Here is a 9,692-nt window from a genome sequence, read left to right as displayed (position 1 = left end):
TGGATACTCGCAACGCTCCGAAAAACGCCGAGTTCAACAACGCGGTGCAACAAATCGTGCCTACCCGTGGCGCTGTTGCCTTGGCGACCTTCAAGGCCGAAGTCGGCCACCGTGTGCAGTTTGAACTGCGCGACGAACAAGGTGCGCCCCTGCCCTTTGGGGCCATGGTGCGCGACGTCTCGGGCCAGCAACTGGGCATGACCGACCCGCGCGGCCGCATTCTGGCCATGGTTCCGCCCGAACAAATGCGGGGCTATCTGGATGTCAGCCGTGACGGTCAGCTGTGCCGCGCTCGCTACGAACTGTCCGAAAACGCTGAAAACCTGAACTATCAGCTGGTTCGTCTGAACTGCATCAATCGCGATCCTGATCCCATGCTGCCGGGACACCTGGCCAAACAGGATACAACCCAAGACAGTGCGGCATGAAGACAAGGCAGCTAAGCGGCAGCCCCCTGCGAGAGAACCTGCCCTGCATGCAGGTCCCTCGCTTTCCCAGCGTCTTGCTGGGCGCGCTGTCCCTGATCCTGATTCTGTGTGCCTCACTGGGCACCGGGGCCTACCTGTATGCTTCGGCCACGCAGCTGATTTCCGAATATCGTCGACAGCTCAATAGCGCTGCGGACCATGCGCAATTGTTCTTTGACCAGCGTGAGGTGTTGCTACGCGCTGTAGCCGCTACTGCGGTGGCGCCGGATACCGTGGTGCTCTCCGAGCAGCGCAGCAATCTGGAAACCATGAACACGCCGGACAACCGTTCGGCCGATCACTACACCTTGTTATTGACGCGTCGTCATTGGAATGCCATCCATCGCACGGGCACCCTGCGTTACAGCGAACTGCACCCCGCTCAGGACTATCGCCTGGAACACGATGGTCAGCGTCTGTCCTGGAAGCCGCAAGCCGATACGTTGGCCACGCGCCTGATCACTATCAATCAAGCGCCCCATGCCCGGCAAATCCCTGTAGTCTGGTTGCACCCGGACGATGACTCCACCTCGCAGCTGGTGGCCTACACCCCTATCGACAGGGACAACCGCCAAGGCGCCTGGCTGGGCCTGGAACTAAAGGACATAGACCGTGCATTGACCCTGACGCCCCCGCCACCCAGCACCGAGTACATTCTGTTCGATATACGCGGGCAAGCTGTCCTGTACAGCAGTGCCCCGCCAGACTCGTCCGAGCTGCGTTGGATACAGCAAGACTATTTTGGTTTTGATGGCAAAGGCTGGCCGCACCATATCATCTTGAGCAAATCCATTGGCACAGGAGGCTTGCGGGTGCTCTATGCCTTGCCTATCCAGCAATTGCTGCACGATGGTCGCAGTGCCCTGATCACCGCCCTGCTGACGATGACCGTGTTCACCGCCATTGTTCTGGTCGGTGCCAGCCTGATCCGACGCCGTTTGCTCCTGCCCGCCCGCCAACAACAGCAAAGCCTGGTCGATAGCGTGTCCCTGAATCGCGAACTGATTGCCATGGCCCCTGTCGGCCTGGCTCTGGTCGATGCCCAGGGCGACGTGATCTTCCAAGAAAACCCGCAAGCACGGACCTGGATGCAAGGTGATGCGCAATGGCGCTCTCGGCTGCCGGGAGAGCATGAACAAAGCGCCTGCACCGAGCTCACCTTGAAGGATGGCCGCAGCGTGCGCGTGCATGCCATCAGCCTGAACTACCGGGACAATCGGGCGGCCCTGTGCTCCATCATTGACATTACAAGCGAGAAAGCAGAAGAGACCGCCCTGCGTCATGCCCGCCAATTGGCTGAAAATGCCAGTCTCGCCAAGACCCAGTTCCTGACCACCATGAGCCATGAAATCCGCACGCCTCTGTACGGCATTCTGGGCACGCTGGAACTGCTGTCCCTGTCCGAGAAACACCCGCACTCTTCCGCCTATCTGGACACCTTGCGCCGCTCGGCAGAAACCCTGTCCCGGGTGGTGGGTGAATCGCTGGACCTGTCCCGTATCGAAGCTGGCCATGTCGCGCTGGAGTCGCGCGAGTTCACTGCCCAGGAACAAGTCGATGAGGTCATTGCCGCCTTTGCCGCCACTGCTCAGAACAAGGGCTTGCTGCTGTACGCGGTGACCCCGGTGCAGGCATTGGTCCCCACCATTGGCGACCCTTTGAAGATTCGCCAAATCCTGAGCAATCTGGTCAACAATGCCATCAAGTTCACTGTGTCCGGGCATGTGGTGCTGCGTCTGCATACCGAGCCTCAACCCGGCAACCATCTGACCCTGCGTTTTCAGATTACGGACTCCGGCCACGGTATCAGTGCCAATGTACTACCCAAACTGTTCCAGCCCTACTTCAGCCTGAACGAAGGCGGCATCAGCAAACAGCCGGGCACAGGTCTGGGTCTGTCTATTTGCCAGCGCCTGGCCAGCTTGATGGGCGGCTCCCTGTCTGTGGTCAGCGAACCAGGCCTGGGCACCAGCATTACCTTTGAAGTGACTCTGCCTGTGGCCTCGTCTCCTGGCACTCCCCCGGCTCCCGAGTCTCTGCTGGCGTTCCGTCCCGTCTATGTCACGGGAGACATCCCGGAAATCGTCTCCAATGTCAGCAAGTGGCTGCGTCATTGGGGCGCCTATGCCCTGCCCTACAATGGGCAGTCCGCCAGGCCCGGTACGGTGCTGGTACATAGCTGGCCGTCCTTTGCCACCAGCAATCCGGAATGGACTGGACGCCAGGTCATGGTTCGGCCCAGCACGCCCGCCATCACGGCAGCAGAACAAGCAGATTATTTTTATGCCGCCTCGACCGCCATGAAGGACATCATGCATGCAGTACAGCAGGCGCAGTCCCTGGATTGTGCACCTGCGCAAACCAAAGAGGCTTTTAATCCACCGGTACGTACACAACGTGTACTGGTGGTGGACGACAACCCGGTGAACCGGCAGATTCTTCAGGAGCAACTGACCTTGTTGGGCTGCACCACCCATCTGGAAGCCAATGGCGAAGCCGCCCTGGTCCTGCCAGACAAAGACCGTTTTGATATTGTCTTTACCGACTTGTTCATGCCCGGCATGGACGGCTATTCCCTGGCCCGTGCCTTGCGTGCCGAGGGGTATCAAGGACGCATTATTGGCATTACGACCAATGCCATTCTGAACAAAGACAAAGAATGGTCTGCCGCCGGCATGGATGCCCTGCTGATCAAGCCTTTGTCCATGGCCGCCTTGCGCGACAACCTGCAGCCTCCGACGCTTTAGGCCTCTGCCCGACTTATGCACGATTCCTGCGTCGCTATCGCGGCGCAGGACGATATGATAAGGCTGGACTTGCCCTACACGGCGACCCCACGGAGAACCATGGCCAATTCACCCTTTAACCGCATGACGCAGCGATCGCGTGGACACACGCGGCTGTTGCTCAGCGTTATTCCTGTTTCCTTTATTTTGCTAGGTGCGCTGGTCGTAGGCGGCCAGCATTTTTTCAGCAATGAGCGCCATCGCCTGGAATCAGATTTCACCGTGACGGTGGCTTATATCCACGAACAGGAACGCTTTCTGGCTCACTTGAAAGCCGATGCGGCCAAACTGAAAGCCGGGCCGGCGCCCGAACCCCCGCCGGTAAAAAGCGGCCAGGCTGTCAGCATCTGGCGACCAACCGCCAGCGTGTCCTTTTCCATGCTTTGCGAACAGCATTGCCGTGCGCCCAAAGAGGCTTACGGGACGATGGGTGCGGACCTGGCCGACAGCTTTGCATCCTTTTGGGCGCTGTCCTATTTTCCATCCGGCTATTTGTTCCTGTTCCATCCCGAGATGGGAGACAGTCTGAGCATTCCGGAACTGGAGTCTTCCCGGACCGACACCGTCCTGCCTATTGCCTCGCACACAGAGGCACGCCAGCATATTCAGCCGCCCAGCAAGCCCGTTCCCGGCCCGCCAACGGTGAAATGGGTTTCCTTGCCCGAACATCCTTTGCATATGCTGGGCATCATCCCGATTGCCTTGCCCGGTCTGCCCATTCCCGGTGCAGACCCTTCCTTGTTCCAGGCCATGAGCCTGTTTGATAAAGGCCGACTGCGCGAGTTTTTCGGTCAATCCGAAGCACCGGTAGGCTATCGCTTCTGGCTGCACCATGCCGAGCAGGGCCTGTTGATCGGCAAGAACGACTCTCCCGACCTGAAACATGATGGTTTCACCATCAGCCTGCAAGGGCTGGCCTTCCAAATGCGCGACCCGTCGGGCACCTGGACGGGCCGCTATCTGATCAGCCCCAGCCAATTGCTGGACAGCACCTGGGTCCCCTTGGGCACAGTGGCACTTTTATTATTGAGTCTCTTGGGTGGCATCGCCTATGCCCGCTGGTACGGACGCCATGTGGTGGAACCGGCCCATCAGGCACAAAAAGCACTGCTGGAAAGCCAGGACTTCAACCGCAGCATTATTGATACCTCGCCAGTCGCGCTCTGCGTGATCAGCAAGGACACGCGACAGATTATTTTTGGCAATGCCCAGGCGCTGGAGTGGCTGGAACTGGATGCAGGCGACCGCTTGCCTGAGCAGTCCCCCCTGTCCCTGGCCTTGAACGAATTGCAACAGCAAGGACCGGATGCGAGCGAAGACAAAGTGGATTTGGCCGATGGCCGCAGTCTGCATCTGGCCTGTGCGCCCAGCCGCTATCACGAGCAGGATGTCCTGCTGTGTGTCCTGATGGACCTGACCGCCCAAGAGGAAATCCAGCGTGAACTGGAGCGCGCGCGTGCTGCGGCAGACGAGGCCAGCAGCGCCAAATCCGCTTTCCTGGCCACCATGAGCCACGAAATTCGCACGCCCTTGTACGGCGTATTGGGCTCTTTGGAATTGCTGTCCATGACCGAACTGGATAGCCAGCAACATCAGCAAGTGGACCGGATTCAGGGAGCCTCGCGCCAGTTGCTGCAAATCATCAGCGACATTCTGGATATCAGCCGGATTGAAGCCGGCCAAACGCATGTGCAAGCCGTGCCCTTGGACCCGGTCGCACTGGTGCAGGATTGCACCGCCACCTATACCGCCATGGCACAACAGAAAAACCTGCTGCTGTTTTGCCATATCAGCCCGAATGTGCCGCGCAACGTTCTGGGAGACCAGCTGCATATACGGCAAATTCTGAGCAATCTGATCAGCAACGCCGTCAAATTCACGCAAGCGGGCCACATTATTGTGCGGCTGCGCCAGGAGCAGATTGCCAAGGGAAAATCGCAATTGCTGTTTCAGGTAGCGGACAGTGGCGTAGGCATTGAGCATGAACGCCAGGACAAGCTGTTCACCCCCTTTTATGTGGCCCATGCGGGTGGGCACACCATACGCGGAGCGGGTCTGGGGCTGTCCATCTGCGCCCGTCTGGCCGAATTGATGAACAGCCAGATCCAGCTGACCAGCGAACCCGGCCTGGGCAGCAGTTTCTCTTTTACGTTGAATCTGGACATAGCGCCCGCTGGGGAGCAGACCCATCCTGCTCCAGACCTGCAAGGCATGAGACTGCATGTACGCACGCCCCATGCCGAGCTATCCGAGTCAATCTGCATCTGGCTCAATCGCTGGAATGCCCAAGCGCAAGCCATACTGCCCAGCTATCAACTGATCGGCAATGCCGAGGATGTCTTGCTGGATGTGATGATGCCCACCAGCAGCCCGGCTCCGAACTGGCCCGGTCCGTACGTCAGCGTCTCTGCACGTGATGGCAGCGCCACCTTGCCCGAAGCCGATGGCACCAACCCCGAAAGCATTGCCCGTGCGCTGGAACGCTGGCAGACACAGCAGGACGCCACGCCCGAACAGGCTGCCGCACCACCTGCCAAAGCCGCCAGCAAAACACCCGGCCGCCCCGGTCTGCATGTGCTGGTGGCGGAAGACAATCCGCTGAACCAGGCCACCTTGCGCGAGCAGCTGGAGCGTTTGGGATGCCAGGTAACCCTGGCACAGGACGGTGAAGAAGCGCTGGATCTGTGGGATGGAAACAGCCATGATCTGCTGCTAACTGACGTCAACATGCCCAATATGACGGGCTACGAACTGGCCCGGCGCTTGCGAGCCCAGGGCATGAAGGCACCCATTATCGGCATTACCGCCAATGCCATGCGCGACGAAGCCCAGCGCTGCACACAAAGTGGCATGAACGCCTGCCTGGTCAAACCCATGAATCTGGCCACCTTGAGCAATCTGCTGGAATCTCTGGTCAGCTCACCCGTGCCCCAACGCTATCGGGCTATTTTCCGCAACACCATGAACAAGGATCTGGAAGCGCTGGAACAAGCCCTGCAAGCGCAAAACGCGGCCCAAAGCCAGGCCGTGTTGCATCGTATGGCAGGCGCGCTAGTGGTGATGGGCCTGCATGAAGTCGCGGACAGCGTGAAAGAATTGGAACAGGATTTCAGGCAAAATAATCAGCAAACTGAAGCACAAGTTCATACAGCCGCTGCCGTGTGCCAGGCACTACGCGAGCTGATTGAACAAGTCTAGCGAAACAGGCAAGGAAACCCGCATGCCCGCCATTGAAAAACTGCGCGTCATCATTGCAGATGATCACCCATTGATTTTAATGGGGATACGCGAGCTGCTGGGCCGCGATATCAACCTGAGCGTTGAGGCCGTAGCATCCAGCCCCTCGGAACTGGTCAAGCACCTGCAGAAAAACCAGCCCGATACCATCATTACCGACTATTCCATGCCCGGCGATGGGCAGTATGGCGACGGGATGCGCTTCATTTCTTATCTCCGGCGCCACTTTCCGGACGTCAAACTGATTGTGCTGACCATGGTGTCCAACCCCATGATTATTTCCTCCTTGTACGATGCTGGCGTACAGGGAGTCGTCCTCAAACAAGACGAGCTCTCTGAAGTCCTGGTCGCCCTGAACTTGTTGCGCCAAGGCGTGAAGTACTACCCGGCAAATTTCAAGCAGGATACCCCAAAAGACGTGCTGCCCAGTTCGGTACAGGAACGTCTGACATCCCTGAGTCCCCGAGAATTTGAAGTCCTGCGCCTGTTTGCCATGGGGGACTCCATCAGCGCCATTGCCGAACAATTGAACCGCAGCATCAAAACCATCAGTGCGCAAAAAGCATCGGCCATGCGCAAGCTCAATGTGCATAACAACCAGGACCTGATTGCGTTTTGTGCCCAGAACAATCTGTTTACCTAGGCAAGCCAGCGCTGCCGCCTCCACATATTCAGTTCAAAAGCTGGAGCAGGTTTGGCGAACAGATAGCCTTGAGCATAGTCACAGCCCATTTGCCGTAAGCAATCCAGATCCTCCTGCTGCTCTACTCCTTCGGCGGTAACACGCAGGCCACGCTGTTTGGCCACCCGGATCCAACCTTGCACCTGTTCGATTTGCTCGCGACTGCGCGCCAGGCCATTCACACTTTGCCGGTCCAGTTTGAGTTCTGAAAGCGGGGCTGACATCAAACGCTCCATTGAGCTGTGCTCCACCCCGGCATCATCTTGCGCCAGCCCAAAGCCCATCGCCACCAGACGTGAGGCCCCCAGAAACAAGGCGCAGGGCGTCCGGGTGTTGGAGTTTTCCAGCAACTCCAACGTAATCTGGCTGGCCTGCCCCTGCTGTTCCTGTACACAGGCCATCAAACGATCCGGCAGGCTGACATCATCGAGCAAATGAGTGGGCAGATTCACTGCAACAGGCAGCGTCAAACCTTGACGGCGCCAATCGGTCTGCAAACGTAGTACCTCTTGCAGCATGTGCAAGAGCAAAGCCTCATCCAGGCCATGCGCACTGAACCAGGGCAAAAACACATCGGATGGCAAGACACCCCATTGAGGATGACGCCAGCGCGCCAGGGCCTCCAGCGCAACCACCTGCTGGGACTGAACCGAGACCTTGGGCTGCAGCCACGCCTGAACCTGCCCCTTTCGCAAGGCATCGAGCAAAACAGCCCGCGTGATCAGCACCCCGGCCTGTTCAGCCTGAGCGCACACGCTACGACCCGAAAAGCCGTCAGGCCGGACTATGCACCGAGGCATCCACAAGCCGGACTCCGAACGAGGCTGACGAGGCAAGCTCACCGCCATCGTAGGCGTCACGTGCGAAGTGGTTGGTGCGAACATGAATGTCCCCGGCTAACAATGAACAGACTGGAATTTCCAGGCCAGAATCGATAGCTGAGATCGTAAGATTTCCTGCGGGCTGCTGGCCTAGGAATAATCTGAAAGCCACAGCCCTTGCCAGTGCGGCCTGCAACTGCCTGGCGTCACCGATCTGCCTAATCGGAGCGCGCGCAAGCCGCTCGCCCAATGAGCTTGCCTGCAACAACATCCGGTCGATGAACTCTTCCGCCCATTTCCTTGGGGCGCTACCTTGATCCGCCAGGCGCAATAATGCACGGTAAGCAGCTTCATGATGCCTTCTTGCGCGGCGCACGCTTGCGGCGGCGGACAAAGTCCACCTGCTCCATCTGGGCGATGGATTGCCGTTTGAGCACGAAGAGATCATCCAGCGCTTCCAGCAAGCCAAGTGCCTGCGCGACGCGGACCAGCGTTTCCATCGAGCACTGGCCGTCGCTTTCGAGTTTACGCAACGCCCCCAACGACAGTCCGGCCATTTGCGCCAGTTCACGCTGCGTCAGCGCCTGGGCAAGCCGCTGCTCGCGCAGACGAGCCCCCAGTTCCTGCAGGATCTCAGCAGAAGTCGATAGGTTAAAAGTCGTTTTTATAGCTTTTTATGACTTAAAAAATCATATAAATGCCATTTTTGTGATCTTTATATTCCCTTGAAAGCAGATGTTCGACGAAGACGGCTTTCATCAGTCAAATTATACGCAAGTTGCGGATACATACGATGGGCTTGCAACACGGGACAGCCCCCTCGGTCACAATAGAAGCTTCGTCCTTGGCCACCATGCTCTTCCTTCGATCAAGCACCGAGCAGGAAGTGCTCGCAGTGCCCCTGTGTACCGTAACATCTCTATGGCCTGCGTTGGCAACGGCACTACATGTTCACGGCGGGCTTTCATGCGCCGGGCAATCTCATGCATCCCATGGAAACGAAAAACCCCGGAATTTCCGGGGTTCTAGCGCTGCTTTCGGGGTTCTAAGCAATCTTGTGAAATGCTGAGAAATGGCTTGTTCGGGTCAGACGTTAAACAGCGATTGTGACTGCAAGTCATTGAATAAACAGGCCACCATGCTGCTCCGTTAAAAAATATACTCATGTTTGTACTCAAGAAACTCAGTAGTGAGTACGTTCAACCCTGATCTGGCACCATTGCGGCGGCTCGAATTCAGCTTTCCAGACGCCTGCGACAGGCACCAATAGTGGATTTTATCTGCTGCGCCAACATCTGCCTAATCGGAGCACGCTCAAATCGCTCACCCAATGAGCTTGCCTGCAGCAACATCCGGTCGATGACTGCCTCCGTCCGTTTCCTTGGGACGCCACCTTCCTCCGCCAGACGCAATAGATGCCGGCGTTCGATGGCAGCACCTTCGCCGCAAACGTCCAGGTGATGCTGGCCCATCGGGCCTTCGCTGAAGGTCAGATCGAAGGCCGGCGCCAGACGCCAGCGCCGGTCACGCCCGAGACGCCAGGCGAAGTTCTTGGGATGGTCGTCCCGGTTATGGAAGAGCACATTGAAAACTGCTCGCGCGTAGGCTTTCTCCACTTCGCGCTCGTCGCGCGTCAGGAAACGGGTAGCTCGCAGGAAGGCGGTGTAGTCGGTGGCACCGGGCAGGCGAAAATCCACTT

At 58.1% G+C, this 9,692-nt stretch carries 7 protein-coding genes; 4 read left to right on the top strand and 3 right to left on the bottom strand.

Features of this window, described 5'->3' with window-relative positions; genetic code table 11:
* From RBR29_RS07975 to RBR29_RS07960, 4 genes are all read left to right on the top strand, one after another.
* On the top strand, positions 1-428 hold a 428-nt coding region (locus RBR29_RS07975; RefSeq protein WP_320348456.1), incomplete at its 5' end, for a FimD/PapC C-terminal domain-containing protein.
* Positions 429-634: 206 nt separating this feature from the next.
* On the top strand, positions 635-3,214 hold the full coding sequence (locus RBR29_RS07970) for an ATP-binding protein (protein ID WP_320348455.1): 2,580 nt from the start codon (positions 635-637) through the stop codon (positions 3,212-3,214).
* A 99-nt stretch (positions 3,215-3,313) separates the two neighbouring features.
* The gene (locus RBR29_RS07965) at positions 3,314-6,451 is read left to right on the top strand and encodes a response regulator (protein WP_320348453.1); all 3,138 of its coding nucleotides are present in this window, start codon (positions 3,314-3,316) and stop codon (positions 6,449-6,451) included.
* Between the two features lie 22 nt (positions 6,452-6,473).
* On the top strand, positions 6,474-7,133 hold the full coding sequence (locus RBR29_RS07960; RefSeq protein WP_320348452.1) for a response regulator transcription factor: 660 nt from the start codon (positions 6,474-6,476) through the stop codon (positions 7,131-7,133).
* Here the strand turns inward: RBR29_RS07960 and RBR29_RS07955 are convergent.
* The 3 genes from RBR29_RS07955 to RBR29_RS07945 form a co-directional block, all read right to left on the bottom strand.
* Positions 7,130-7,900, bottom strand: a complete 771-nt coding sequence (locus RBR29_RS07955; RefSeq protein WP_320348451.1) for an EAL domain-containing protein — start codon at positions 7,898-7,900, stop codon at positions 7,130-7,132. The genes RBR29_RS07960 and RBR29_RS07955 overlap by 4 nt on opposite strands.
* Before the next feature lie 443 nt (positions 7,901-8,343).
* Positions 8,344-8,613, bottom strand: a complete 270-nt coding sequence (locus RBR29_RS07950) for a helix-turn-helix transcriptional regulator (RefSeq protein WP_320348457.1) — start codon at positions 8,611-8,613, stop codon at positions 8,344-8,346.
* A gap of 615 nt (positions 8,614-9,228) precedes the next feature.
* Positions 9,229-9,692, bottom strand: a 464-nt coding sequence (locus RBR29_RS07945; protein ID WP_320348449.1) for a HipA domain-containing protein, incomplete at its 5' end; no start/stop codon positions are given.

This window comes from Castellaniella sp. (assembly GCF_034007085.1).
Lineage (GTDB): Bacteria > Pseudomonadota > Gammaproteobacteria > Burkholderiales > Burkholderiaceae_B > Castellaniella.
This window is presented reverse-complemented; position numbering and strand designations above follow the sequence as displayed.